This window comes from Anaerobacillus sp. QJM3NY_32, assembly GCF_056173645.1.
Genome location: NZ_CM149684.1, coordinates 229622 through 254139, shown reverse-complemented (window position 1 = coordinate 254139; position 24518 = coordinate 229622). Strand labels below are relative to the sequence as shown.

Sequence of the window (24518 nt, the reverse complement as noted above, 5' to 3'; positions counted from 1 at the left end):
CCATCGTCACGTTATTCGCGCGCATAATCCCCGCTTTTACCTCCTGTTTTAGTAACAAGATAGGTTTCCCCGATAACGATGCCTTTATCCACCGCTTTACACATATCATATACCGTCAATGCTGCTGCCGAGGCTGCCGTCAGCGCTTCCATTTCAACGCCAGTACTTCCGCTCGTCTTCACATGAGCCTCAATAATTAGCTCATAGGCTTGCGATTTCTCCTGCCAGTAAAAATGAAGGTCAACGCCAGAAAGCGCTATCGGATGACACATGGGGATGAGATCAGATGTTTTTTTTGCTGCCATAATTCCGGCAATTTGAGCGACTTGAAGCACATCGCCTTTCTTCATCGTTCCTGATTGAATACCAGAATAGATGTCTTCACTCACCTTTACGCTCGTTCGTGCTGTTGCAGTCCGAACGGAGGGAGTTTTATCAGAAATGTCGACCATTCTTGCGCGGCCTTCTTCATTAAAGTGAGTAAATGAACTCATATTTGCCCCTTTCCTCATCCGAAGATGATAGAAGGATAATGCTGCTACTTGTGACTATACACCATTTCTTTCGATTTTGCTGTTTTTTTGATGACTTTTTTTGTTAACTCATGCACATTCCTTTAGTTGCTCAGCTCGTCCTCTCTGCGGTAAACTTAAAGGAAACTCGGATAATGCCGAACTATCGGTGATACACCAGGAAATAACCTTTCCTTACTAACCGTTTTTCACGGATTTAAGGAAGGAAATAGAGGTGAAAGAACATGATCGTATTGCAAGTTAATGGACTCACCAAATCATTTGGTGCTGATACCATTTTATCGAATATTAAATTAGAAGTACAATCACGAGACCGTGTAGCACTTGTCGGACGTAATGGCGCAGGCAAGTCCACCCTTCTCAAGATGATAACAGGTCAGCTTTCCTATGATTCAGGAGACATTATTAAGCCGAAAGGTGTTTCCATCGGCTATATGGCTCAGGATACAGGTTTAGAATCAGATTTATCAATCTGGGAAGAAATGCTTGGCGTCTTCAATCGTTTGCGAAAAATGGAATCTGAACTCAGGAGTTACGAGCAGAAGATGGGCAATCCTGATGTTTACGAGAATGAAACTGAATATGAACGAATTTTAAAAGAATACGATGAACTTCAAGTCGCCTTTAAAGATCAGGGCGGATACAAATACGAAGCAGACATTCGTACGGTTTTACATGGACTCAACTTCAAAGACTTTGATTACAGCACAAAAATCTCAACGTTAAGCGGCGGTCAGAAAACACGCCTTGCCCTTGGTAAGCTTTTACTAACAAAACCAGAATTACTTATTCTAGATGAGCCCACTAACCACCTGGACATCGAAACACTTACTTGGCTTGAAGGCTATCTTCAAAACTATTCTGGTGCCTTATTAATCGTCTCTCACGACCGTTATTTTCTCGATAAAATTGTAAATAAAGTTTATGAAGTATCACGTCATCGTGCGGAAAGATTTGAAGGTAACTACAGTTATTACCTTGATGAAAAAGAACAACGGTATGAACAGCAATTGAAAGAGTTTGAGAAGCAACAAAAAGAAATTGCCAAACTTGAGGAGTTTGTTCAGAAGAATATCGTTCGCGCCTCAACTACAAAACGAGCCCAAAGTCGGCGCAAGCAACTTGATCGAATGGAGCGACTAGATAAACCAAAAGGCGACGAGAAATCTGCTAATATTACGTTCGGGATCGATAAGCAAACTGGTAACGACGTCTTAACGCTAAGAGAACTAGCGATTGGCTATCCAAATAACACCATAAACGACAACCTAACATTTGATTTGAAGCGCCAGGAGAGCGTTGCGCTTGTAGGGCCAAACGGAATTGGGAAATCAACTCTACTTAAAGCAATCGTATCAGGTGAAACTCTCCTCAATGGTGATATTCACTATGGCAGCAATGTTCAAATTGGCTTCTATGACCAGGAACAAACCAATCTTCACTCGAATAAAACCGTCTTAAAGGAACTATGGGATGACTTCCCACTAACAGACGAGAAAGACATTAGAGCAGTTTTAGGACGCTTTCTTTTCACTGGTGACGACGTTTTGAAGAATGTCTCTGACTTAAGTGGGGGCGAAAAAGGGCGCCTAGCACTTTCCAAGTTGATGATGCAAAAATCAAATCTACTAATACTGGATGAGCCAACAAACCATCTAGATCTAGATAGTAAGGAAATTCTTGAAGAAGCACTTATTCAATTTCCCGGTACAATCCTATTTGTCTCGCACGACAGATATTTTATTAACAGAATCGCGACGCGCGTCATTGAACTTTCAACTGATGGCGTAACACCTTATCTAGGTGATTACGATTACTATGTTGAGAAAAAACAAGAGCTTGCTGAATTAGCAGCTCTTGAGCAACCAAAGAACAATGTCACACAAGATGCTCCATCTGCCAAATCAACATTTCAGCAGGATAAGGAAACGAAGCGCCAAGAACGACAAATGCAAAGACGAATTGAAGAAATTGAAAAAGAGGTCGACAATGCTGAAGTTCGCATCGCAGAAATAGAAGAAGAGCTTTGCATTCCAGAAGTTTTTGAAGATCATGAAAAAGTAATGAAATTAAATGAAGAAATGGATCATCTTCGTCACCAAACGGAAACTCTCATGGAAGAATGGGAGCAACTACAAGAAGCATAAGAAAAAACAGTCCACAGTGGACTGTTTTTTTATTAGGTAAGAATTTTCCGACATATTCACACTATCCACAAACTTATACACAATTAATCACCTGTTATGACTAATTCCCTAAAAACTATCAACATTATCCACAGGTCAATAACCGATTATCCACAAAATGACCACTTTCCAAGAAACGGCGAGGGAATCCCTTTCCTCTCCTTATATCCACATTATCCACCATCGTGTGGATAACTGTTCTCATTAAAACACCTCACCTTAAACATGAAAAGAACGTCTGTTTAGCTTTCTGATAAATGGGTGGTTTTTCTTCAAATAAAAAAACCGGGATTAGATTCCCAGTTCTAATCCCGGATTTGCGTTAAGTTGTAAGCTAGATCTCTTCCCTTTACGATAAGCTATCGTTCCAGCTGCTGCAATCATAGCTGCATTATCAGTACAATAATAAAGTGGCGGAATCACAAGCTCTGTCTCACTGCCATTGAATGCTTCTGTTAGAGAACTTCTGAGTCCTCTATTGGCAGCTACACCACCAGCAAGTACAACCTGTTTCACACCATACTCTTTTGCTGCTCGTAAAGTTTTAGTAACAAGAACTTCTACGACCGAAGCTTGAAAACTTGCCGCAAGATCCTCAGGCTTTAACTCTTCGTTTCTTTGCTTCGCATTATGAACAGTATTAATAACCGCGGATTTCAAGCCACTAAAACTAAAATCATAAGAACCTTTTTCAAGCCAGGCACGAGGAAGAGGGACGGATTCCTCGCCTTCCGCGGCTAGTCGATCAATATGCGGTCCGCCTGGATAAGGTAGCTGAAGCGTTCTTGCTACTTTATCATAGGCCTCACCCGCTGCATCATCACGCGTTTCTCCTATTACCTCAAACTCACCTTCAGATGGCATATAAACAAGCTCTGTATGGCCTCCTGAGACGACGAGAGCAAGCAGTGGATATGTTAGCTCTGCTACAAGCTGATTCGCGTATATGTGCCCAGCAATATGATGAGTACCGATCAGCGGTTTTTGATGAGTGAAAGCAAGTGCTTTTGCTGTATTCACACCTATTAAGAGTGCCCCCACTAATCCTGGGCCTTCCGTTACAGCAATCCCATCAATATCGTCCATTGTAACGTTTGCCTCGTCCAATGCTTCTTCTAAAATCAGCGTCATCTGCTCTACATGATGTCTTGAAGCAATTTCTGGTACAACCCCACCAAACCGTTTATGACTTTCAATTTGAGAAGCCACGACATTGGCCAAAACTTCTTTCCCATTTCTTACAATCGCTACTGCCGTTTCATCACAGCTCGTTTCAATACCGAGTATTAATTCATTTTTATTTTCCATTAAAATTCACCCACATAACTAGCGCATCCTCATGATTATCAGTGTAATAATTTTTGCGAATGCCGCCTTCTTCAAATCCAAATTTCCGATACAAGTTTTGCGCAACTTTATTAGATACGCGAACTTCCAAAGTCATGGTCAACGCTCCACGTAATTTAGCAAAATGAATGGCTCTCTTAAGTAGTGCTTCTCCTAGCTTCATTCCTCTATAGTCCGGATGAAGCGCTATGTTGGTAATATGTGCTTCATCGATGATGACCCACACACCACAATATCCCGCTATTTCTTCCCCAACCTCGAGCAATAGATAAGTAGCAAAATGGTTAATTACAATTTCATTATAGAAAGCGGATTTGCTCCAAGGCGTAGGGAACGTTGCATGCTCAATTCGCATGACAGCTTCTATATCTTCAATCGTCATCGATCGAAACGATACCGTCTCATTCATCGTTAATCCCCTACTTTTTCTGTGAAGCCAGCCATTTCGCTTCAGCTTCAGCCATTCTTACATAGTTTGGTGTAAACTGATGGACATCTTCTACCGGTTCTTTACAAGACCCTAATCTTGCAAGATCAGAAGGACGAGCATTCAAGCTGCTACTCGGTGCAAAAGTTGCTTTCTCTCCTAAAATCGCTTCGATTTGTTCCTTGTGTAAATTTAAATCGCCACTAATAAATAAGAAGCGCTCATAGCGATCTTTATTCTCTTTCAACCAGTCTTCAAATAGGACGATATGATCGTCGGTTTCTCTCTCGACTTCTATTCCATTTGCTCGATATACGCTCATATAGACCTGTCCTCGTCTAGCATCAAAAAAGGGAATGATAGCTCCAGTAAAATAACGGCCGTTCTGGCCCAGAACCTCTAAACTCGAAACCCCCACAAGTGGAATGTTTAATGTCCACGCAAGCGTCTTAGCTATACTAATACCAATACGAAGACCTGTATAAGAACCTGGTCCCTCCGCTACTACAATACGATCAAGGTCAATAGGCTTTAATTGAACTTCTTCTAGCAATTGCTCAATAGCAGGCATCAACCGAACCGAGTGGTTTTTCTTTATATTTGTTATGATTTCTCCAACAATCGTGCCCTCCACCATAACGGAGACACCCATACAATAATTCGAAGAATCAATGGCTAGTACTCTCATGTTGCAACTCCTTACATAACGACTCATAAAAAGGACCAAAGGGTCTCAATATTAGCCGACGTTCTGATTCTCTTTGATGATAAATTTCAACTCTGAGTAGTTCCTTTGGAAGCATGTCCTGAATGAATTTTGCCCATTCCACTACAGTGACACCTTCCCCTTCAAAGTATTCGCTAAAACCAAGGTCTTCATCACTCTCTTCTAGACGATATGCGTCCATATGAAACAGAGGAATCGTACCTTCATATTCTTTTATTATCGTAAAAGTCGGGCTGTTTACCACTTTCGTAACCCCTAGTCCTTTTCCGATTCCTTTTGTAAATGTTGTCTTGCCAGCACCTAGATCTCCTTCAAGTGTTAATACACTGCCTGGCTTAAGCTTTTCAGCAAGCTTTCTACCAAACTCCATCGTTTCATCTGGAGACTTCATGATGAAAGCATATCCACTCATGGTCATCACCTATTCCTTAGACGAGAAGTGATTGTAACCCTTCTTGTCCAGTTTGAATTTTTGATCTTTATAATTCATCCATACACTTGTCCGCTTATCCTCTACATAACCAATCCGATAAATTTCTTCATCGTGCGCCTCGAAAAGTTCTACAACCTTTTCCCAATTCTCCTCAGCAACTGTTCCGATAAGTTCATAATCTTCTCCACCATTTAACATCCATTCTAACCGCTGAAAGGAAGAATAAGCATCGAAGCCCTCAGGAGCTGGAATCGTATCCTGATTCAGTATAATAGAAACGCCACTTGCTTCAGCTAACTCATGGGACTCACTTGCAATTCCATCACTAACATCATTTAATGAAATCCGGTACCCACTTTTGGCGAGAATACGTCCTTGCTTTATTCTCGGACTAGGTTCTTGATGATATTTTACATATGGGGCTTCATTCCCTTCCCCTTCAAGCAAAGAAAAAAGTCCAGCAGCTGATCCACCGACAGGTCCAGTAAGAAAGACAATATCTCCAGCTCGCGCATTACTTCTCAGAAGTTTGCGTCCTTTCTCGATTTTACCAATCACAGTAATTGCAATGTGAAGATCGCTTCGCGTCGAGACAGTATCTCCGCCAATCATATCTATTTCATAGTCATCAGCAATTTCTTTCATACCTTTATAGATTTCTTTTAGCTGCTTAGACGACCAGCCTGTCTGAGGTACTGATATCGATACAAGGTAAAACATCGGAATTCCGCCCATAGCAGCGATATCACTTATATTGACGGCGAGCGCTTTTCTGCCAATTTGGAAAGGGGAGAGCGTACTTTTTTTAAAATGGATTCCTTCCACCATTGTATCCGCACAGGCGATTTCATCCCAGTCTGATCCAATACGATAAAGAGCAGCATCGTCTCCAATCCCTTGAATCAATTCTTCACGAAATGTATAAGCTGGCTTAATGGATTGAATAAATGCAAATTCATCTTTCACCAAACTCATCTCTCTTTCTATTTTATAAAAAAACCTTAGGAATTTCATCCTAAGGTGCTTTTTCTATCAGTTTATCTTACTTAACGACAAATTCACATGTTTGTTTAGAAAAACTTCTATTTTCCCTAAGGTTTATAGAAAAAAAACGATTTTAGAGTATAAAAAAAAAGCGATTCTATCGCTCTATTAGAAATGGCGGTCTCGACGGGAATCGAACCCGCGATCTCCTGCGTGACAGGCAGGCATGTTAACCGCTACACCACGAGACCAGTATGCAATGTTTGAACAATATACACTTACGATTGTGAGAAATAATACCAAGTTATCAGTTTAGGTTGCCCCTAAATTCACTACAATAAAAATTTAACAAGGAAGATTAATCGACGTAGGTAAATTTTTGGTTGCGGGGGCAGGATTTGAACCTGCGACCTTTGGGTTATGAGCCCAACGAGCTACCGAACTGCTCCACCCCGCGACGATATAAAAAAATAATTTGTGCCTGCTTCTTTATGCAGTGCACTGTTTCTTCCTCTGCAAGATTATGCTACGATGCGTATCCGTCGAAACAACTCGATGTTGTTTCATTGAAGTAACGCTCGTTGCTCCACCCCGCGACGATATAAAAGAACTTAATATGTCTCTCGGACACAAATACTACTATACCAGATAAATGTAATGAATGCAACCTTTAGGAGAAAAAGAAAAATCCCTCCTATTAGAGGGATTTTTCCACAGCATTTTTGAATGCATCTACAATATCATTTTCGTTTTCAATTCCTACAGAAATACGGACGAGCTGCTTATTGATCCCCAGCTTCTGTCTAGTATCTTCAGGTACTGTTCGGTGGGAGGTGGCAATGGGATAAGAAACGGTAGTATCTAATCCAGCCAGAGTCGGTATAATCTTCACCCATCCTAGTGACTTGAAGAACGATTTCACATTGGTTTCTTCCTCTAATTCAATGGAAACCATTGCCCCAGATCCTCTTTCAGCTACATATGCTGGATAATATACATTCTTTATGCCTTTAACGTCTTTGAGTTGGCTTGCAAGAAATGCAGCATTCCTAACATGCCGTTCCATTCGTACACTCATCGTTTTTAACCCACGGCACCCTAGCCACGCTTCGAATGGACTAAGGTTAGCACCAAGGTTAATCACTTTGGCTTTTGCTTTAGCCATAAGATCTTCTCTGCCTACTAGTACGCCTGCTGTTACATCACTATGTCCGCCAATGTATTTTGTTGCGCTATGTACAACAAGATCAATTCCAACTTGATAAGGTTGAAGAAGATACGGAGTAGCAAACGTATTATCTATCATTGTAATTAGTTCATGCTTTTCACCAAGTTCTTTAAGAAGGGTTAGATCCTCTACTCTTAATAGCGGGTTTGTTACTGATTCCGTATAAAGTAACTTTGTATTTGGACGTATGGCATGCTCAATTTTTTCTTTGTCAGTAAAATCAACAAAAGAAACTTCTATGCCGAAGTCAGGGAGTTCTTCATTAAAAAGAGAGTATGTACCTCCGTATAGATCTTCACAAGCCACAATGTGGTCGCCAGCCTTAACAACAGCAAGTACTCCTGCAAGAATAGCAGATAAACCTGAAGAAGTTGCAATGCCTTTAGGAGCCCCCTCAAGGTCTGCTACACCCATTCCAAGATCATCTGTATTCGGATTGCTAACACGCGTATACAAATAGTCTTTTTTACCTTCATAAAAAGATTCCAAATCATCGAGATCTTCAAAAACAAAGGCAGAGGTCTGATAAATCGGTTGAACCTTACTAACTGTATCTGCTTTCGTCTTTCGTGGAAAACGTACTGCTTTTGTATCAAAATGAAAATCCATTTATTTTCCCCTTCCTCTAAATAAAATTCTTTTTCATTAACTGTACGTGTTCTAGAGAGTAATTTCAAGAAATACGGTTCGAAATTTTCAATTAATTATTCTTATTAAGCACCACATTCTGGCTGGATAGAATTAAAATGCTTACTCGCATGCGGTTATTTCGCGATATTTTATATAATTCCGCGAAAATCAAATTTATTCCGCGAATTTGAGATTAATTCCGCGAACGTAAAAACCATACAAAAAAAAGCGAGAAACCCTCAGGTCTCTCGCCTTTCATCTTGTGCCCAGCGACGTCCTACTCTTGCAAGGGGAGATCCCCCAACTACCATCGGCGCTCGAGCTTAACTTCCGTGTTCTCATACGGGGTGCGATAAGCGGCGAACTTCGCCAGCTGCGCGATGCCAGATCCTCATGGATCTCTCGAATATCCACTCCGGTCTGACATCGCTTGCTTCCTCGAATTTCTTGCTTCTCCCACCCCTACGTAGCTTTCGAAGAAGTTTTGATTGTCTCACATGAAGCTTTTTTCTCTTGCGAGTTTTCTTCACTTTATCAATACAAAAAAGTGAGAAACCATTTGGTCTCTCACTTTTCTTCAATTGCCCAGCGACGTCCTACTCTTGCAGGGGGAGATCCCCCAACTACCATCGGCGCTGAAGAGCTTAACTTCCGTGTTCGGCATGGGAACGGGTGTGACCTCTTCGCCATCATCACTAGACTAACAGGATGTTAGCCGTTCGGTGTTCACCACAGGACGTGGTGGCACTTAATCGAACTTCCTTATTTCAGGTGTTCCCTGAAAACTAGATAGCACGCACAACTTTCCAATATGTCCAGCTACGTAAGCCAAATCCTCGATCGTTTCACCTTTTGATTCTGACGCATAAAGCGCGTCTGACTCAAAAGCCTCCAACGCTTGTCGGATTTAAACGGCTTACTTCGCTTTTCGTTTAGGTTAAGCCCTCGATCGATTAGTATTCGTCAGCTCCACGTGTTGCCACGCTTCCACCCCGAACCTATCTACCTCATCATCTCTAAGGGATCTTACCAGCTTAATGCTGTGGGAAATCTCATCTCGAGGGGGGCTTCATGCTTAGATGCTTTCAGCACTTATCCCTTCCACACGTAGCTACCCAGCTATGCTCCTGGCGGAACAACTGGTACACCAGCGGTGTGTCCATCCCGGTCCTCTCGTACTAAGGACAGCTCCTCTCAAATTTCCTGCGCCCGCGACGGATAGGGACCGAACTGTCTCACGACGTTCTGAACCCAGCTCGCGTACCGCTTTAATGGGCGAACAGCCCAACCCTTGGGACCTACTTCAGCCCCAGGATGCGATGAGCCGACATCGAGGTGCCAAACCTCCCCGTCGATGTGGACTCTTGGGGGAGATAAGCCTGTTATCCCCAGGGTAGCTTTTATCCGTTGAGCGATGGCCCTTCCATGCGGAACCACCGGATCACTAAGCCCGACTTTCGTCCCTGCTCGACTTGTAGGTCTCGCAGTCAAGCTCCCTTGTGCCTTTACACTCTGCGAATGATTTCCAACCATTCTGAGGGAACCTTTGGGCGCCTCCGTTACACTTTAGGAGGCGACCGCCCCAGTCAAACTGCCCACCTGACACTGTCTCCGCACCGGATCACGGTGCTGGGTTAGAATGTCAGTACAGCCAGGGTAGTATCCCACCGACGCCTCCATCGAACCTGGCGGTCCGACTTCTATGGCTCCTACCTATCCTGTACAAGCTGTACCAAAATCCAATATCAGGCTACAGTAAAGCTCCATGGGGTCTTTCCGTCCTGTCGCGGGTAACCTGCATCTTCACAGGTACTATAATTTCACCGGGTCTCTCGTTGAGACAGTATCCAAGTCGTTGCACCTTTCGTGCGGGTCGGAACTTACCCGACAAGGAATTTCGCTACCTTAGGACCGTTATAGTTACGGCCGCCGTTTACTGGGGCTTCGATTCAGAGCTTCTCCCGTAAGGGATAACCCCTCCTCTTAACCTTCCAGCACCGGGCAGGTGTCAGCCCCTATACTTCGCCTTACGGCTTTGCAGAGACCTGTGTTTTTGCTAAACAGTCGCTTGGATCTTTTCACTGCGGCTCCCCTGGGCTATAAACCCGAGGAAGCACCCCTTCTCCCGAAGTTACGGGGTCATTTTGCCGAGTTCCTTAACGAGAGTTCTCCCGATCGTCTTAGGATTCTCTCCTCGCCTACCTGTGTCGGTTTGCGGTACGGGCACCTTTTTCCTCACTAGAGGCTTTTCTTGGCAGCGTAGAATCAAGGACTTCGGTACTAAATTTCCCTCGCCATCACGATTCAGCCTTCATGGTGAACGGATTTGCCTATTCACCAGCCTAATCGCTTGGACGCGCATTTCCAGCAGCGCGCTCTCCCTATCTTTCTGCGTCCCCCCGTCGTTCAAACGGAAAGGAGGTGGTACAGGAATATCAACCTGTTATCCATCGCCTACGCCTTTCGGCCTCGGCTTAGGTCCCGACTAACCCTGAGCGGACGAGCCTTCCTCAGGAAACCTTGGGCTTTCGACGGACAAGATTCTCACTTGTCTTTCGCTACTCATACCGGCATTCTCACTTCTAAGCGCTCCACCAGTCCTTTCGGTCTGACTTCACTGCCCTTAGAACGCTCTCCTACCATTGTCGTAAGACAATCCACAGCTTCGGTGATACGTTTAGCCCCGGTACATTTTCGGCGCAGCGTCACTCGACCAGTGAGCTATTACGCACTCTTTAAATGATGGCTGCTTCTAAGCCAACATCCTGGTTGTCTAAGCAACGCCACATCCTTTTCCACTTAACGTATACTTTGGGACCTTAGCTGGTGGTCTGGGCTGTTTCCCTCTCGACTACGGATCTTATCACTCGCAGTCTGACTCCCGCGGATAAATCGTTGGCATTCGGAGTTTGACTGGATTCGGTAATCCGGTAAGGACCCCTAGTCCAATCAGTGCTCTACCTCCAAGATTCTTGCCGCGAGGCTAGCCCTAAAGCTATTTCGGAGAGAACCAGCTATCTCCAGGTTCGATTGGCATTTCACCGCTACCCACACCTCATCCCCGCATTTTTCAACATGCGTGGGTTCGGGCCTCCATTCAGTGTTACCTGAACTTCACCCTGGACATGGGTAGATCACCTGGTTTCGGGTCTACGACCACGTACTATTTCGCCCTATTCAGACTCGCTTTCGCTGCGGCTCCGCCTTCTCAGCTTAACCTTGCACGGGATCGTAACTCGCCGGTTCATTCTACAAAAGGCACGCTGTCACCCATTAACGGGCTCCAACTAGTTGTAGGCACACGGTTTCAGGTTCTTTTTCACTCCCCTTCCGGGGTGCTTTTCACCTTTCCCTCACGGTACTGGTTCACTATCGGTCACTAGAGAGTATTTAGCCTTGGGAGATGGTCCTCCCGGATTCCGACGGGGTTTCACGTGTCCCGCCGTACTCAGGATCCGTCTCGGAGGGCATCGGATTTTGACTACAGGATTGTTACCTTCTCTGATGGACCTTTCCAGGTCGCTTCGTCTATCCGTGCCTTTGTAACTCCAAAGAGACGTCCTACAACCCCAGAGGGCAAGCCCTCTGGTTTGGGCTGATTCCGTTTCGCTCGCCGCTACTCAGGAAATCGCGTTTGCTTTCTCTTCCTCCGGGTAATGAGATGTTTCAGTTCCCCGGGTCTGCCTTCCATTCCCTATGTATTCAGAAATGGATACCATCCTATTAAAGATGGTGGGTTCCCCCATTCGGAAATCTCCGGATCAAAGCGTACTTACAGCTCCCCGAAGCATATCGGTGTTCGTCCCGTCCTTCTTAGGCTTCTAGTGCCAAGGCATCCACCGTGCGCCCTTAGTAGCTTAACCTTCGATTTGTTAGGCATTGCTGCCATAACGCATCAGTTATTACTAAGTTATTGCATAAAAAATAATTATTGGATGTCGTTGTTTGTGCTATCTAGTTTTCAAGGAACAAGGCTACTGTTTGAATCCGCCTAAGCTTCATCACTTCACCTGGTTTGAAAGAATAAATCATTCTTTCAAAACTAAACGAAACGCTCATGTAAGGTTGGTAACGTAAGTTACCTTCGTAATTCTCCATAGAAAGGAGGTGATCCAGCCGCACCTTCCGATACGGCTACCTTGTTACGACTTCACCCCAATCATTTGTCCCACCTTCGGCGGCTGGCTCCATAAAGGTTACCCCACCGACTTCGGGTGTTACAAACTCTCGTGGTGTGACGGGCGGTGTGTACAAGGCCCGGGAACGTATTCACCGCGGCATGCTGATCCGCGATTACTAGCAATTCCGGCTTCATGCAGGCGAGTTGCAGCCTGCAATCCGAACTGAGAACGGCTTTATGGGATTCGCTTCACCTCGCGGTGTTGCTGCCCTTTGTACCGTCCATTGTAGCACGTGTGTAGCCCAGGTCATAAGGGGCATGATGATTTGACGTCATCCCCACCTTCCTCCGGTTTGTCACCGGCAGTCACCTTAGAGTGCCCAACTAAATGCTGGCAACTAAGATCAAGGGTTGCGCTCGTTGCGGGACTTAACCCAACATCTCACGACACGAGCTGACGACAACCATGCACCACCTGTCACTCTGTCCCCCGAAGGGGAACGTCCTGTCTCCAGGATTGTCAGAGGATGTCAAGACCTGGTAAGGTTCTTCGCGTTGCTTCGAATTAAACCACATGCTCCACTGCTTGTGCGGGCCCCCGTCAATTCCTTTGAGTTTCAACCTTGCGGTCGTACTCCCCAGGCGGAGTGCTTAATGTGTTAACTTCAGCACTGAGGGTGGAACCCCCCAACACCTAGCACTCATCGTTTACGGCGTGGACTACCAGGGTATCTAATCCTGTTTGCTCCCCACGCTTTCGCGCCTCAGCGTCAGTTACAGACCAGAGAGCCGCCTTCGCCACTGGTGTTCCTCCACATATCTACGCATTTCACCGCTACACGTGGAATTCCACTCTCCTCTTCTGCACTCAAGTCCTCCAGTTTCCAATGACCCTCCACGGTTGAGCCGTGGGCTTTCACATCAGACTTAAAAGACCGCCTGCGCGCGCTTTACGCCCAATAATTCCGGACAACGCTTGCCACCTACGTATTACCGCGGCTGCTGGCACGTAGTTAGCCGTGGCTTTCTGGTTAGGTACCGTCAAGGTACCGCCCTATTCGAACGGTACTTGTTCTTCCCTAACAACAGAGCTTTACGACCCGAAGGCCTTCGTCACTCACGCGGCGTTGCTCCGTCAGACTTTCGTCCATTGCGGAAGATTCCCTACTGCTGCCTCCCGTAGGAGTCTGGGCCGTGTCTCAGTCCCAGTGTGGCCGATCACCCTCTCAGGTCGGCTACGCATCGTCGCCTTGGTAAGCCATTACCTTACCAACTAGCTAATGCGCCGCGGGCCCATCCTGCAGTGTTAGCTCGAAAGCCAACTTTCAACATTGCACCATGCGGTGCGATGTATTACCCGGTATTAGCTCCGGTTTCCCGGAGTTATCCCAGTCTGCAGGGCAGGTTGCCCACGTGTTACTCACCCGTCCGCCGCTAAGATCAGGGAGCAAGCTCCCATCTCTTCGCTCGACTTGCATGTATTAGGCACGCCGCCAGCGTTCGTCCTGAGCCAGGATCAAACTCTCCGATAGAAAGCTTAATCTAGCTTTAAAACAATGTTTTGTTTCCGTAGAAACAACTACTTACATGGCGTTTCGTTCAGTTTTCAAAGATCGATTTGTTTCTTTCAATGTCGTTTTCAGCGACCAAATCATCATACCATGATGACTTGAACAGTGTCAACAACTTTTTTTCAAAAGATGGTGGGCCTGAGTGGACTCGAACCACCGACCTCACGCTTATCAGGCGTGCGCTCTAACCAGCTGAGCTACAGGCCCATCTTTAATGGAGCGGGTGATGGGGATCGAACCCACGACATCAGCTTGGAAGGCTGAGGTTTTACCACTAAACTACACCCGCGATATTGATGGTCGGGAAGACAGGATTTGAACCTGCGACCCCTTGGTCCCAAACCAAGTGCTCTACCAAGCTGAGCTACTTCCCGACATTTTATTAAGTAAATAAATATGGTGCGCCCGAGAGAAGTCGAATCCCTAACCTTCTGATCCGTAGTCAGACGCTCTATCCAATTGAGCTACGGGCGCATATTATATTTGGTGCGGTTGAGAGGACTCGAACCTCCACGGGGTTTCCCCCACTAGCCCCTCAAGCTAGCGCGTCTGCCATTCCGCCACAACCGCACATCGTTACTTGATGAAAACTTAGCATTTTAAAAGAATTGGTGCGGGTGAAGGGACTTGAACCCCCACGTCGTAAGACACTAGATCCTAAGTCTAGCGCGTCTGCCAATTCCGCCACACCCGCAAAAAGTGGTGAGCCATGAAGGACTCGAACCTTCGACCCTCTGATTAAAAGTCAGATGCTCTACCAACTGAGCTAATGGCTCAACATGGCTGGGCTAGCTGGATTCGAACCAGCGCATGACGGAATCAAAATCCGTTGCCTTACCGCTTGGCTATAGCCCAACAATTTATATAATCAGATTCATTTTAGAAAATAATGGCGGTCTCGACGGGAATCGAACCCGCGATCTCCTGCGTGACAGGCAGGCATGTTAACCGCTACACCACGAGACCTCTATAACTGATTACATATCATGTTGTTGAAACATTTTATTTTTAAAATTTGTTGGTGACCCGTACGGGATTCGAACCCGTGTTACCGCCGTGAAAGGGCGGTGTCTTAACCGCTTGACCAACGGGCCATAAAAATGGCGGAGAAGGAGGGATTTGAACCCTCGCGCCGCTCACGCGACCTACACCCTTAGCAGGGGCGCCCCTTCAGCCACTTGGGTACTTCTCCGTTTGGCTCCACAGGTAGGATTCGAACCTACGACCGATCGGTTAACAGCCGATAGCTCTACCACTGAGCTACTGTGGAATAGTGTTTAATTTGTTGTCTCCGTTATCGGCGACATTTAATATAATAACTCATCCGGCAATCAAAGTCAACAGCTTTTTTGAAATTTCTTAAAGCGTTATGTATTCGATCTGGACTTGCTCTCCGAAGAGACTTTATTAATTTACCACATACAATCTAGGTCGTCAATGATAACTTTCAATAAACTTGTTTTAACTTTCCTCTACACTTTCCGCACACATATCGTAAGGTGTCCATCCTTCTCTTCCTTCTATACTTAGCATGGCATTGTTGACACTCGTAAAGGTACTTATATGATTCTACTCTTCTTTGCCCAGGTACTACCTGGCAGTAGCGTGATCCCCCCACTTTTTGAAGAAGTTGTTTGAAATCCTGGTCCTGATGTTTATAACCTTTCTTCTGAATGTGTAGGTGATAATGACATAGTTCATGCTTTATAATCCCTTCAAGTTCTGTTACACCAAATTGATCATAGTGCTTTTTATTGAATTCAAGATTATGTGACCTTAACAAATAACGTCCGCCAGTAGTTCTTAAACGAGCATTAAATGTAGCTTGATGAAGAAAAGGCATACCAAAATACCTCTCGGATATTGCTTCTACTAAACGCTGCAGTTCTTTCTCAGTCAACTCATTCATCCTTTCACTTTCCGAACATATACAAGCCGCTTTTCATAAACTAATTTACATCATCATTCACGCAGTGTCATCCATTAAAGGAGGAGATGGAGTTGCCTGTATGGTTTAAGAAACAACTGAAACAAGCTTACCTTGAGAAAAATCGCCGACAAATCAAGCTTCTTAATCAATGTTGGTTTTTTTACAGAAGAAAACACCGCCCCTAAGGGCAGTGCTTATGATGGCTTTAGCATAGTAAGAGCGATTCTTTCCCTTTTCAAATCAACTTCATCAACCCATACAGTAACAACTTGCCCTACATGGACAACTTCCATAGGGTTTTTCACAAAGCGAGTCGTTAATTTCGAGATATGAACAAGCCCATCTTGTTTAACCCCTATATCAATAAAAGCACCAAAGTCTACTACGTTTCGTACTGTTCCTTCTAACTCCATACCCTGTTCAAGATCTTCCATTTTCAAAACATCTGTTTTTAAAATAGGCTGTGAGAGTTCATCTCGGGGGTCACGCCCCGGCTTCTGCAGAGATGCCACAATATCTTGTAACGTGGGTTCCCCTATATTTAAAGCCTCTGCAGTTTCCTTCATCGGAATTGCAGACAAAGATTGCACTAGTTTTTCAGTCCCAATATCCTGCGGCTTACAATCAATGCGTTCTAAAAGTGCTTTTGTTACCTGATAACTTTCAGGGTGGATCTCTGTTTGATCAAGAGGTTGCTTCCCTCCCATTATTCGAAGAAATCCAATACACTGCTCATATGTTTTAGCACCAAGCCTTGGCACTTTCTTTAACTGCACCCTACTTGTAAACTTTCCTTCTTCATCTCGTTTTTTAACGATATTCATCGCAACTGCTCGAGAAAGACCAGCTACATATTGAAGGAGAGAGACAGAAGCTGTATTCACATTAACGCCAACCTGGTTAACAGCGGTTTCCACAACAAAGGTTAATTGATCATTCAGCTTTTTCTGAGACACATCGTGCTGATATTGTCCCACTCCTACTGATTTAGGATCAATTTTAACTAGCTCAGCAAGTGGGTCTTGAACTCTACGCGCAATGGAAACCGCCGAACGTTCCTCCACCTGTAGATCAGGAAACTCTTCTCTTGCAAGGTCTGATGCAGAGTAAACACTCGCTCCTGCTTCATTAACAATTAAATAGACCACTTTTACTTCCACTTCTTTTATCACATCTGCAATAAACTGTTCGGTTTCACGTGATGCCGTCCCGTTCCCTATAGCAACCATCTCAATATCGTAGTCTTTTATCATTTGTATCACTATAGCTTTCGCTTTCTCGACTTCTGAGCGTGGCGGTGTTGGATAGATAACAGACACATTAAGCATTTTACCGGTATCATCAACAACAGCTAGTTTACACCCAGTTCGAAAGGCAGGATCTACCCCAAGTACTCTCTTTCCTTTTAAAGGGGGTTGTAGCAAAAGATGTTTTAGGTTTTCTGAGAAAATATGAATGGCTTGGTCCTCAGCTCGCTCAGTTAATTCTTTACGTATTTCTCTTTCTACAGAAGGTTGAATAAGACGTTTGTAACTGTCAATAATGGCTTCCTCTAATAGAGTGACGCAACTTTGCTGCTGATTTTTTATTATTTTCCTATTTAAATAATCATGGATTGAATCAGTAGGTGGGGTGACTGATGTACGTAAAACTTTTTCCTTCTCACCTCTATTAATCGCCAGAACCCGATGTGGAACGATTTTTGAAATACCTTCCTGGTAGGAATAGTACATTTCAAATATCTTTTTAGGATCTTCTTCTTCAGATTTCACAGCGGTTTGAAGAATACCATGTTGAAATGTTTTTGCACGAATCCACTTACGTGCGTCCGCATCATCTGATATCCATTCAGCAATAATATCCTGCGCTCCTTGGATGGCATCTTCCACTGTAGGAACTTCGTTTTCTTTTGATATGTATTCTACAGCCGCTTCGGAGGCTTCTCCAGTTCCATCATTTAGAATCCAAAGAGCAAGAGGCTCCAATCCCTTCTCTTTTGCAATTGTAGCCTTCGTTCGTTTCTTTTGTTTATAAGGTCGATATAGATCTTCTACTTCTTGAAGCTTAGTAGCCTTCTCTAGTTGCTTCTTTAATTCATCTGTTAGTTTGTCTTGCTCCCGTATGAGACGAATAACCTCTTCTTTTCGATTGGCGAGATTTTGAAGATAAAGCCAAGCTTCCTGAATATCCCTCAATTGAACTTCATCAAGCCCACCTGTTAACTCCTTACGGTAACGCGCAATAAACGGAACCGTGTTACCATCATTTAAAAGTGTGATTACTTCTCGTACACTTCGTTCAGCAAGCTGCAATTTCTGCGCTACCTTATGAAAATGTTCCGCTTGCTTTTTATCTGCTGTCATTTCCAAAATAATTCCTCCTCGGGACTCATTCGATAATACTATTAGTTTACCGGATAAGTTGATTAGTTAAAAGCGCGCAAGCATAATCACTAAAACACTTCAGACGGTTTCTACTACTAGTAGTAGAAACTTAAACCAAAATAAAAAAGCTCTCCCTGATTTATCTGGAAGAACTTTTTATACCGTTTTCCCTACAAGGAGAGTAATGTCATCATTTGTAGAGGGAAGCGCGTCTGTTAAATGCTGAAAGGATTCCTTTACTGAATCAAATCGAGCAATCATTGAGTAGTTTTTAGAACTAATTTGAACACCGTCAGAATAAGTAACGAAAGAGGACCCTGAAGGATAATCAATTGATTGCACCTTCACCTTCTGAAGCTTTCCTGAGAGATACCCTGAATAAGAGATAGGACGAATAATCTTACCATCCGGTTGGTAAATAATTAAATTAATATTTCCTATACCACTATATTCGAGCTGTCTTGTCTTAAGATCAAGTTTAAAAATAGAAAGCACGCACCCACGTTTCCCTCTCATCTCTTCATTTGCACGTTTCATCAAAGTTTCTACATCTTCATCCTGATATTCTTTTACTACATTGATAGCGGCTAGGGAAGAATCTTTAGCCATATCTCCACTGCCAAGCCCATCCGCTACAGCGCAAATGAAATAATCAGATGTTTCAGCTACATAATAGCTATCCCCGCACATCTGATTACCTGCCTTAGGTTTCTGATAAGCTGCAACAGTAAGCTTTTTAAAATCATGATGATGAATCATGATTAAAAAGCCTCCGTTGGTTCAATACGAATTGCCTGTCTTAATTTTTCGAGAGCTCTTCTCTGCAAGCGGGAAACATGCATTTGTGAAATACCAAGCTTCTCTCCAGTTTCTTTCTGGCTCATATTTTCAAAATACGTACAATTCAAGATTTCTTGTTCTCGCTCAGTGAGTACTGCAAAAGCCTTTTTAAGAAGCATTTGCTGATCCACAAGATCAAACCCTTGCTCTTGATCACCAACTAGATCAAGTAGAGTAACTGTACTTCCTTCCTGATCTGCTTCAATTGAACTATCAACCGAAAGAGCTTGATAACTTTTGCCCATTTCCATCGTCTCAAGAACTTCTTCCTCAGATACATTAAGGTACTCTGCAAGTTCATCGACCTTTGGAGAACGCTGAAGTTCATTAGTTAATTCTTCAACCGCTTTTTTAATACGGGGTCCAAGCTCTTTTATTCTTCTCGGCACATGAACACTCCATGTTTTGTCCCGAATAAACCGTTTGATTTCACCGACAATCGTTGGAACTGCAAACGATTCAAAGCTTCTACCAAATTCAGGGTCGTAACGACGAAGAGCTGCAAGCAACCCAATCATCCCAACCTGTGAAAGGTCGTCATGAATGCTTTTCCCCTTCGAGAACTTACGAGCGAGTGACTGCACAAGATCCTGATACCTCTCAACAAGCTTTAGTTGAACAACTTCATCAGTCGGATCGTTTTGATATTGCTCAATCCACTCATATACCTCATTGTTGTTATTATTGCGGGGATGATGAGATTGTGTCGGCATCTACTTCCACCCCATCTCTGTGGAGGAACTTTGTCATCATGACTACTACTCCGTCCTCTCCACTGATTTCCACTTTGTCCATCAGTGATTCAATCAGAAAGAGCCCTAATCCTCCCTCACTGAGTTGTTCTACAGACTTGTCACTATCAACTGGTCCAAGCTTTTCGGAAACTTTTGTATAGTCAAAACTTTGACCGCGATCGAGCACCATCATCTCAAGTCGGTCTTCATAAATACCAAATCCAATTGTGATTTGACCCTTTTCATCTTCTTTATAGGCATGGTTCACTGCATTTGTACAAGCTTCTGAAAGAGCAATTTTGATATCCTCAATCTCATCATAGGAATACCCCATGCGATTCGCAATTCCTGAAACCGTTAATCTCGTAACGCCAACAAATTCTGCTTGTGCAGGGATTTTCATTTCAACAAAATCTGAAATATTGATCACTTCGATCCCCCCTTTACGTCTTCGATATCGATCACTTCGTCTAATCCAGTGATTTCAAAAAGACGCTGTACGCGTGAAGTCATTCCAGTCAACTTAATAGAGCTACCGTGCTCTTTAGATGACTTCAGTGCACCTACGAAAACACCAAGACCAGTACTGTCCATATAGTTTACGTCACCAAGATGAACAAGTGTCTCATGTCCTTCTTTTCCAGTTAACGGAAGCAAAGCTTCACGGAGCTGAGGTGCTGTATAAGCATCTATTTCACCAGCTATATGTAAATGATGTGTATTTTCATGGTCTTCTTGTTTGATTTGCAAATTCATAACATTACCCCCTGTAGGTTGCTTCTAATTATTAGTTAAATCCATTAATTCCTTATTCCACTTTTAGAAAGAAGTTAAACCTCACGACGCAAAATAACAAGGGTGAAATCATCTCTGAGTTCAAACTCCTGTAAGCGCTCAAGCTCTCGATAAACCTCATCGACAATTTCTTGAGCAGAGAGGTGGATGTATTTACGAATTAACGCAACAATTTCATCACGTTCAATAAAACCATTAGTGGAGCGGCATTCAGTTACACCATCTGAAAGCATGATAACCATATCATTTCCATTAAGGACACGTTGGTATTCTTGATATGACGTTTTCTTTGAAACCCCTAGGACAAGTCCCTTTGTAAATAGCTCCTCGAACTCATCTTTTTCTGCATCGTAAAAAAAGCCCGGTTCATGACCGGCACCAGCGTAATAAAATGAATGTACCCTAGGATCATATAATCCGTAAAACATCGTAATGAACATATTAGGGTCAACATTTTGTTCCACTACTCGATTTAGATTTTCAAGAACCGCACCCGGCTGCATTCGCTGCTCTGGCGCGCTATCCATTGTGTATTTAATCATACTCATGCACAAAGCAGCTGGAATACCTTTGCCTATAACATCAGCGATAGCTACACTAACGCAATTGTTCTCATCTTGAACAAAATGATAGTAATCCCCGCTCATTTTCTGGGCGGGTTTACTAATAGCACCAATATCAAGATCCTGAACTTCTGGCTTATCACCCGCAAGCAAGGTTTGCTGCATGTTTGCCGCGATCTCAATTTCGGATTCTAATTGTTGCTGACGACTACGAAGACTCTGATGCTCTCTGTATGCAAATCCATACCCGATCATCATCTCAAGTAGAAAATCATATGAATTTTTAAGCGGCTCAGGTATATCCGGGAACAGTTCCTCAAGAACGCTCACATGGAGACTGACAGCTTCTTCAGGAGATATCTTTTGTTCGATCATCTTTCGACTAAACTGCTGTCCCTTATATAAGGTTTGCTCAGACTGCTCCTCTAAATAATTCTCTAATATTGCTTTGTATTTTTGATATTGAAGATCTCGGTCGTCCATTATTGTCTATCCTCCTTAACGGAGCCATTTAATAGAAGTGATAACAGTTCCTTCATTTTCTTTCGAATCGATCGTAAACTCATCCATTAATCGTTTGACCCCAGGAAGACCAGCTCCAAGACCACCAGAGGTTGTAAAACCATCTTCCATTACTTTTCTAATATCTTTAATTCCCGGGCCAGAGTCAGATGCTTCGATTTTAAGTCCTAACTTCCCCCCGTTTTCTACCCGTTCAATGGCTACTTCGCCACTCCCGGCATAGAGGTATATGTTACGAGCGAGTTCAGAAATAGCCGTCGTAATACGAGCTTGATCAACAGTACCGAAGCCTAGCTCTTTTGCTATATTCCTACCAGACTGTCTCGCTTTCACAATATCCCATTCATTTCGTACTTCCACACAGGATTGGATATTCATAACTTATCCCCCCAATTCCTGTTGTAATTTCTCTAACCCCTGTTCTAAATCTAATGCAGTCGGGACATTTTTCATCATGATTCCTAAATCAATTAACGTAATAGCAACGGCAGGTTGAATTCCTGTCAGTACTACTTTTGCCCCCATTAAATTCGACATGCGCACTACATCACCTAAAACTTTGGCAATAAATGAATCAATCATATCGACAGAAGTTAAATCAATTACAACGCCCTTTGCTCCTGTTTCATGAATCTTCTCGAGCAAATCCTCCTGAAATTGAAGTGCTGTTTTGTCATCGAGGTCTATTTGTATGGTAATTAGTAAATACTCATTTAATTTTAATATAGGAATTCGCATTGTCTTCCCCCCTTACTCAATCTCAATCATCTGACGTTTTGTCATTTCTAATGCAGTTTTCATGCCTTTAAATAACGTACTTTTCGTTGGGAATTGTCCAAGGTCAATTCCTAGGTTAACGATTGTTTGAGCAATTTCTGGTCTAATCCCTACAAGAATGCACTGAGCGCCAACAAGTCTCACTGCTTCTGCTGCTTGTATAATATGATGAGCGACCATCGTATCAACAACTGGAACCCCAGTGATTTCAATAAGAACAACTTGAGACCTGTGTTTAATAACACCAGTTAACAAGTTTTCCATTATAAGTTTCGCCCGCTCAGTATCAATTGTGCCTATAAGTGGCATGACGCTAATATTCTCAAATACCGGGATGAGAGGTGCAGATAATTCTTGAAGAGCAACTTTTTGAATAGATACAGTGTTCTCCCAATTTTTTGCGCTCTCATTAATTAATTGATTAACAATTGGATCGATCCAACGATCGATTTCATCGTACATGCTAAACACTCTATCATTAGATTGATTCGCATCAAGAAGAACACCTAGAATAATTCGACGGAAGTTTTGTAATCCCTGAGTGACATAACTCAGTCTCCACCCAATCTTCATCAAACGCTCTGCAAACTCCGTCATTCGATCTGTTGGTTTATGAACGTTTTGTTCAATATGCGTGTAAATAATTTCGAACAACTCTTTGTTTGTTTCTATATAAGCATTATCTGTTATTGATTGAAGCCGATGTTCATCACGTACTCTCTCCATCTCATCCATCCATCTGGTGTAAATACGTTCTCGGCTTTCGTTCAATAATTGTATAACTAACTTGTCCATCGTGCTCCTCCCTACGATCTTTCTTCATTCATTTATCTTCTCATTGCAAGAAATCACTCGCAATTATTATGCCTTACTAGTCTTAGCGCATCACATCATTTTCATCTTAACACACTTTTCGACATAACTAGAAAATTCCCTGCTATGAGCTACACGAAATGTGGTGAATAAAAGGGGGAGCAGACCAAGAGTTGCAAGGAAGCACTCTACCTAAAAACATTTATATGATACAAAAAAACTGCTCATAGGAGCAGCTTCGTTTGGGTATTATACGTTTTCAAAAATCAATGAGTCCAAGGCTGATCTGCAAAGCTTCTTGCACTCTTTGCATCATACCCTCATCAAGGTGAGTGATTTTATCAGTTAGACGCTGTTTATCAATGGTACGAATTTGTTCTAGCAGGATAACCGAATCACGTTCAAACCCGTAACGCTTGGCATCAATTTCCACATGTGTGGGCAGCTTAGCTTTTTGGATTTGCGCAGTAATTGCGGCAACAATGACAGTAGGACTAAAACGATTCCCAATGTCGTTCTGAATAATTAAGACGGGTCTTACCCCACCTTGTTCAGAACCTACAACAGGAGAAAGGTCAGCAAAATACACATCACCTCGTTTGACAATCAAGCCACTACACCCCGCTTACTAAGCGGTCCACGGTGTGCTCTGCTTCCTCCTCAACAAGAAAGGCTTCTGCTGCAAGGTTCAAGTTAATCTTAGCCATCTCCATGTACCCCTGGCGCATGGCGTCACGAATTTGTCGCTTCTTTCGTTCGCGAATATACATTGTCGTGGCCTGTGATATGAACTCGTTACGATCAAGCTGTTCCTGTTGAATAATACCATCCACCTCATTTAAAATATGTTGTGGGAGAGTTACAACAATCGATTTTTTGTTTGCCTCTGACACAAACATACACCTCCGAAGCACTGCTACTCATATTGTATTCCACCATTAATCTTACCATTGCAAACGACGCATTGCAAAACA

The 24518-nt window shown here is 43.4% G+C and carries 21 protein-coding genes, 14 tRNA genes and 3 rRNA genes; 2 read left to right on the top strand and 36 right to left on the bottom strand.

The window, feature by feature from the left end; genetic code table 11:
- Positions 1 to 11 precede the first annotated feature (11 nt).
- Positions 12 to 494 (bottom strand): cyclic pyranopterin monophosphate synthase MoaC, encoded by a 483-nt coding sequence (gene moaC / locus AC0VYH_RS01465; protein WP_430243536.1) that lies wholly within the window; start codon positions 492 to 494, stop codon positions 12 to 14.
- A gap of 263 nt (positions 495 to 757) precedes the next feature.
- On the opposite strand from moaC, the gene AC0VYH_RS01460 reads away from it, so the two are divergent.
- Positions 758 to 2680 carry an ABC-F family ATP-binding cassette domain-containing protein gene (locus AC0VYH_RS01460; RefSeq protein WP_430243534.1) on the top strand — a complete coding sequence of 641 codons (1923 nt, stop codon included), beginning with the start codon at positions 758 to 760 and terminating at the stop codon, positions 2678 to 2680.
- A 330-nt stretch (positions 2681 to 3010) separates the two neighbouring features.
- Here AC0VYH_RS01460 and tsaD read toward each other — a convergent pair whose 3' ends face one another.
- From tsaD to AC0VYH_RS01340, 24 genes are all read right to left on the bottom strand, one after another.
- Positions 3011 to 4027, bottom strand: a complete 1017-nt coding sequence (gene tsaD / locus AC0VYH_RS01455; protein ID WP_430243532.1) for a tRNA (adenosine(37)-N6)-threonylcarbamoyltransferase complex transferase subunit TsaD — start codon at positions 4025 to 4027, stop codon at positions 3011 to 3013.
- A complete protein-coding gene (gene rimI / locus AC0VYH_RS01450) occupies positions 4017 to 4475 on the bottom strand; it encodes a ribosomal protein S18-alanine N-acetyltransferase (protein WP_475373199.1) in 459 nt (152 codons plus the stop codon). Before rimI ends, tsaD begins: the two co-directional genes overlap by 11 nt.
- Positions 4476 to 4485: 10 nt before the next feature.
- Positions 4486 to 5181: a tRNA (adenosine(37)-N6)-threonylcarbamoyltransferase complex dimerization subunit type 1 TsaB gene (gene tsaB, locus AC0VYH_RS01445; RefSeq protein WP_430243530.1), complete on the bottom strand. Its 696-nt coding sequence runs from the start codon at positions 5179 to 5181 to the stop codon at positions 4486 to 4488.
- Complete coding sequence (gene tsaE / locus AC0VYH_RS01440) at positions 5162 to 5632, bottom strand: tRNA (adenosine(37)-N6)-threonylcarbamoyltransferase complex ATPase subunit type 1 TsaE (protein ID WP_430243528.1); 471 nt, start codon at positions 5630 to 5632, stop codon at positions 5162 to 5164. The genes tsaB and tsaE overlap by 20 nt, the downstream gene beginning before the upstream one ends.
- 9 nt (positions 5633 to 5641) lie before the next feature.
- Complete coding sequence (thiL, locus tag AC0VYH_RS01435) at positions 5642 to 6628, bottom strand: thiamine-phosphate kinase (RefSeq protein ID WP_475373198.1); 987 nt, start codon at positions 6626 to 6628, stop codon at positions 5642 to 5644.
- A 184-nt stretch (positions 6629 to 6812) separates the two neighbouring features.
- Positions 6813 to 6888 (bottom strand) — tRNA-Asp (locus tag AC0VYH_RS01430).
- Between the two features lie 129 nt (positions 6889 to 7017).
- Positions 7018 to 7094, bottom strand: a tRNA-Met gene (locus AC0VYH_RS01425).
- Between the two features lie 240 nt (positions 7095 to 7334).
- Positions 7335 to 8474: a trans-sulfuration enzyme family protein gene (locus AC0VYH_RS01420; RefSeq protein WP_430243525.1), complete on the bottom strand. Its 1140-nt coding sequence runs from the start codon at positions 8472 to 8474 to the stop codon at positions 7335 to 7337.
- Positions 8475 to 9078: 604 nt separating this feature from the next.
- Positions 9079 to 9195, bottom strand: a 5S ribosomal RNA gene (gene rrf, locus AC0VYH_RS01415).
- A 233-nt stretch (positions 9196 to 9428) separates the two neighbouring features.
- A 23S ribosomal RNA gene (locus AC0VYH_RS01410) occupies positions 9429 to 12358 on the bottom strand.
- Positions 12359 to 12595: 237 nt separating this feature from the next.
- A 16S ribosomal RNA gene (locus AC0VYH_RS01405) occupies positions 12596 to 14147 on the bottom strand.
- Together the 16S, 23S and 5S rRNA genes with 12 tRNA genes alongside form the textbook arrangement of a ribosomal RNA operon.
- A gap of 169 nt (positions 14148 to 14316) precedes the next feature.
- Positions 14317 to 14393: transfer RNA gene (locus AC0VYH_RS01400), tRNA-Ile, on the bottom strand.
- A gap of 8 nt (positions 14394 to 14401) precedes the next feature.
- Positions 14402 to 14475 (bottom strand) — tRNA-Gly (locus AC0VYH_RS01395).
- An 8-nt stretch (positions 14476 to 14483) separates the two neighbouring features.
- Positions 14484 to 14560, bottom strand: a tRNA-Pro gene (locus AC0VYH_RS01390).
- A 23-nt stretch (positions 14561 to 14583) separates the two neighbouring features.
- Positions 14584 to 14660: transfer RNA gene (locus AC0VYH_RS01385), tRNA-Arg, on the bottom strand.
- 10 nt (positions 14661 to 14670) lie between these two features.
- Positions 14671 to 14756 (bottom strand) — tRNA-Leu (locus AC0VYH_RS01380).
- A gap of 39 nt (positions 14757 to 14795) precedes the next feature.
- A tRNA-Leu gene (locus tag AC0VYH_RS01375) sits at positions 14796 to 14880 on the bottom strand.
- A 6-nt stretch (positions 14881 to 14886) separates the two neighbouring features.
- A tRNA-Lys gene (locus AC0VYH_RS01370) sits at positions 14887 to 14962 on the bottom strand.
- 4 nt (positions 14963 to 14966) lie between these two features.
- Positions 14967 to 15041: transfer RNA gene (locus AC0VYH_RS01365), tRNA-Gln, on the bottom strand.
- A gap of 35 nt (positions 15042 to 15076) precedes the next feature.
- Positions 15077 to 15152: transfer RNA gene (locus AC0VYH_RS01360), tRNA-Asp, on the bottom strand.
- A gap of 53 nt (positions 15153 to 15205) precedes the next feature.
- Positions 15206 to 15280, bottom strand: a tRNA-Glu gene (locus AC0VYH_RS01355).
- Between the two features lie 7 nt (positions 15281 to 15287).
- Positions 15288 to 15378, bottom strand: a tRNA-Ser gene (locus AC0VYH_RS01350).
- A 3-nt stretch (positions 15379 to 15381) separates the two neighbouring features.
- Positions 15382 to 15456 (bottom strand) — tRNA-Asn (locus AC0VYH_RS01345).
- A 177-nt stretch (positions 15457 to 15633) separates the two neighbouring features.
- Positions 15634 to 16086: a SprT family protein gene (locus tag AC0VYH_RS01340; protein WP_430241906.1), complete on the bottom strand. Its 453-nt coding sequence runs from the start codon at positions 16084 to 16086 to the stop codon at positions 15634 to 15636.
- A gap of 101 nt (positions 16087 to 16187) precedes the next feature.
- Here AC0VYH_RS01340 and cmpA point away from each other — a divergent pair, with 101 nt between their 5' ends.
- Positions 16188 to 16301, top strand: a complete 114-nt coding sequence (gene cmpA / locus AC0VYH_RS01335; protein ID WP_194222491.1) for a cortex morphogenetic protein CmpA — start codon at positions 16188 to 16190, stop codon at positions 16299 to 16301.
- A 9-nt stretch (positions 16302 to 16310) separates the two neighbouring features.
- Here cmpA and AC0VYH_RS01330 read toward each other — a convergent pair whose 3' ends face one another.
- The 11 genes from AC0VYH_RS01330 to AC0VYH_RS01280 form a co-directional block, all read right to left on the bottom strand.
- Positions 16311 to 18479 (bottom strand): Tex family protein, encoded by a 2169-nt coding sequence (locus tag AC0VYH_RS01330; protein WP_475367439.1) that lies wholly within the window; start codon positions 18477 to 18479, stop codon positions 16311 to 16313.
- 177 nt (positions 18480 to 18656) lie between these two features.
- Complete coding sequence (locus AC0VYH_RS01325) at positions 18657 to 19259, bottom strand: PP2C family serine/threonine-protein phosphatase (protein ID WP_475366323.1); 603 nt, start codon at positions 19257 to 19259, stop codon at positions 18657 to 18659.
- Positions 19260 to 19261: 2 nt separating this feature from the next.
- Positions 19262 to 20053 (bottom strand): RNA polymerase sigma factor SigB, encoded by a 792-nt coding sequence (sigB, locus tag AC0VYH_RS01320; RefSeq protein ID WP_194222493.1) that lies wholly within the window; start codon positions 20051 to 20053, stop codon positions 19262 to 19264.
- Positions 20022 to 20477: an anti-sigma B factor RsbW gene (gene rsbW, locus AC0VYH_RS01315; protein ID WP_048313049.1), complete on the bottom strand. Its 456-nt coding sequence runs from the start codon at positions 20475 to 20477 to the stop codon at positions 20022 to 20024. Before rsbW ends, sigB begins: the two co-directional genes overlap by 32 nt.
- A gap of 23 nt (positions 20478 to 20500) precedes the next feature.
- A complete protein-coding gene (locus tag AC0VYH_RS01310; protein ID WP_048312987.1) occupies positions 20501 to 20830 on the bottom strand; it encodes an STAS domain-containing protein in 330 nt (109 codons plus the stop codon).
- Between the two features lie 74 nt (positions 20831 to 20904).
- Entirely contained in the window at positions 20905 to 21915 is a 1011-nt protein-coding gene (locus tag AC0VYH_RS01305; protein WP_303535794.1) for a PP2C family protein-serine/threonine phosphatase, read from the bottom strand.
- Positions 21916 to 21930: 15 nt separating this feature from the next.
- The gene (locus AC0VYH_RS01300; protein ID WP_194222496.1) at positions 21931 to 22332 is read right to left on the bottom strand and encodes an anti-sigma regulatory factor; all 402 of its coding nucleotides are present in this window, start codon (positions 22330 to 22332) and stop codon (positions 21931 to 21933) included.
- A 3-nt stretch (positions 22333 to 22335) separates the two neighbouring features.
- Positions 22336 to 22692 carry an STAS domain-containing protein gene (locus tag AC0VYH_RS01295; protein ID WP_194222497.1) on the bottom strand — a complete coding sequence of 119 codons (357 nt, stop codon included), beginning with the start codon at positions 22690 to 22692 and terminating at the stop codon, positions 22336 to 22338.
- 12 nt (positions 22693 to 22704) lie between these two features.
- The gene (locus tag AC0VYH_RS01290; protein ID WP_430241915.1) at positions 22705 to 23526 is read right to left on the bottom strand and encodes an STAS domain-containing protein; all 822 of its coding nucleotides are present in this window, start codon (positions 23524 to 23526) and stop codon (positions 22705 to 22707) included.
- 277 nt (positions 23527 to 23803) lie between these two features.
- On the bottom strand, positions 23804 to 24154 hold the full coding sequence (gene ndoA, locus AC0VYH_RS01285) for a type II toxin-antitoxin system endoribonuclease NdoA (RefSeq protein ID WP_048312992.1): 351 nt from the start codon (positions 24152 to 24154) through the stop codon (positions 23804 to 23806).
- 4 nt (positions 24155 to 24158) lie between these two features.
- Complete coding sequence (locus AC0VYH_RS01280; RefSeq protein ID WP_048312993.1) at positions 24159 to 24443, bottom strand: CopG family ribbon-helix-helix protein; 285 nt, start codon at positions 24441 to 24443, stop codon at positions 24159 to 24161.
- Positions 24444 to 24518 lie beyond the last annotated feature (75 nt).

Coding starts and splice junctions, on each gene's coding strand:
- AC0VYH_RS01290 (WP_430241915.1), bottom strand. CDS start 23,526: ATGGACAAGTTAGTTATACAATTATTGAACGAAAGCCGAGAACGTATT.
- AC0VYH_RS01305 (WP_303535794.1), bottom strand. CDS start 21,915: ATGGACGACCGAGATCTTCAATATCAAAAATACAAAGCAATATTAGAG.
- AC0VYH_RS01420 (WP_430243525.1), bottom strand. CDS start 8,474: ATGGATTTTCATTTTGATACAAAAGCAGTACGTTTTCCACGAAAGACG.
- AC0VYH_RS01300 (WP_194222496.1), bottom strand. CDS start 22,332: ATGAATATCCAATCCTGTGTGGAAGTACGAAATGAATGGGATATTGTG.
- AC0VYH_RS01310 (WP_048312987.1), bottom strand. CDS start 20,830: ATGAATTTGCAAATCAAACAAGAAGACCATGAAAATACACATCATTTA.
- tsaD (WP_430243532.1), bottom strand. CDS start 4,027: ATGGAAAATAAAAATGAATTAATACTCGGTATTGAAACGAGCTGTGAT.
- AC0VYH_RS01295 (WP_194222497.1), bottom strand. CDS start 22,692: ATGCGAATTCCTATATTAAAATTAAATGAGTATTTACTAATTACCATA.
- rsbW (WP_048313049.1), bottom strand. CDS start 20,477: ATGAAAATCCCTGCACAAGCAGAATTTGTTGGCGTTACGAGATTAACG.
- AC0VYH_RS01460 (WP_430243534.1), top strand. CDS start 758: ATGATCGTATTGCAAGTTAATGGACTCACCAAATCATTTGGTGCTGAT.
- AC0VYH_RS01325 (WP_475366323.1), bottom strand. CDS start 19,259: ATGATTCATCATCATGATTTTAAAAAGCTTACTGTTGCAGCTTATCAG.
- thiL (WP_475373198.1), bottom strand. CDS start 6,628: ATGAGTTTGGTGAAAGATGAATTTGCATTTATTCAATCCATTAAGCCA.
- moaC (WP_430243536.1), bottom strand. CDS start 494: ATGAGTTCATTTACTCACTTTAATGAAGAAGGCCGCGCAAGAATGGTC.
- sigB (WP_194222493.1), bottom strand. CDS start 20,053: ATGCCGACACAATCTCATCATCCCCGCAATAATAACAACAATGAGGTA.
- AC0VYH_RS01280 (WP_048312993.1), bottom strand. CDS start 24,443: ATGTTTGTGTCAGAGGCAAACAAAAAATCGATTGTTGTAACTCTCCCA.
- AC0VYH_RS01330 (WP_475367439.1), bottom strand. CDS start 18,479: ATGACAGCAGATAAAAAGCAAGCGGAACATTTTCATAAGGTAGCGCAG.
- rimI (WP_475373199.1), bottom strand. CDS start 4,475: ATGAATGAGACGGTATCGTTTCGATCGATGACGATTGAAGATATAGAA.
- tsaB (WP_430243530.1), bottom strand. CDS start 5,181: ATGAGAGTACTAGCCATTGATTCTTCGAATTATTGTATGGGTGTCTCC.
- tsaE (WP_430243528.1), bottom strand. CDS start 5,632: ATGAGTGGATATGCTTTCATCATGAAGTCTCCAGATGAAACGATGGAG.